The following is a 1,003-nucleotide window of genomic DNA, read 5'->3' on the forward strand; positions in this document are numbered from 1 at the left end:
AATTAACCAGCGACCGCTTAAAATACTCGACTGGCAAACACCGTATCAGGTTATGCTGACAAATTTGTCCAAAAATTCGGATTAAATTTGCAATCTACCACTTATTTAAGTTAGATACATATTATATGTACGAAGGCATTTCATTTACACAAGATTCTTGACGCTACCTCGTACTCATACGGATCAGCAAACATCGCTAACGTCGTTTTTAAAACTAAGTCATAGACTTGATGCTGTATTTTAGGTAAGGTAGCTAATTGATCTTTAGTCGGGACGACTTTAGTCATGATAATGGCGTAGTGTTCTTCAACCTTTTTTCCATTAACATAGCGCTTATTTGGGGTGGTATTGGTTAAAGCGACTGGCTTAGAGACTAAACCCAGATACTTCGTCAGATTAGCCACTAAATAATCAAATTCTTCATCAGTGATGTAAGCACAATCGGTGCGGGGATAACTAAGGTACTTGGCTTCGTATAAACTCTGAATGGCCGCTAAGGTTTGACTGGCGCCGGCGTGATAACGTTTATTCATGGCACTTTGCAGACTGGATAGCGAGAATAGTTGGGGACTAGCACGTTTTTTAGCCTGGTTTTGAACGCCCTTGATTAAACCAGCCTGTGAGCCTTTCTGAACGTGTTTAGCTTGCATGAATGTCGTTAGCCCTGCTTTGTCTTTAAATCGCTGATAGGGGGCTAATTTCGCGACGAATTTTTGCTGATTAGCTACAATTTCCGCATTTAGTTCAAAATAGGGTTCCGGCTTAAAGTTTTTGATTGCCTGGTCTCTTTGATAGACCATACACAAGGCTGGCAGCTATGGGTAACTAATCGAGCACGCTCTACGTACCAAATTTTTATCAATATAAAATACATTATGGGCTACCATTCATACCAATTAACCAGTCGCTAATTTTGTGATTACAAGTGCATGCCCCCATCTTCATGCCGGTTTCGAGTTTGGTGTTGCCGTTGCTTTTTCGTCATTTCCCACTCAGTCTCCTT

General features: G+C 40.9%; 1 pseudogene. It reads right to left on the minus strand.

Going from position 1 to position 1,003, the window contains the following annotated elements:
* Window positions 1-167: 167 nt before the first annotated feature.
* Window positions 168-800, minus strand: a pseudogene (locus FFM73_RS12545) (DNA topoisomerase); the annotation flags it as partial.
* Window positions 801-1,003 lie beyond the last annotated feature (203 nt).

It is taken from the genome of Secundilactobacillus hailunensis, assembly GCF_005405185.1.
Classification (GTDB): Bacteria; Bacillota; Bacilli; order Lactobacillales; family Lactobacillaceae; genus Secundilactobacillus; species Secundilactobacillus hailunensis.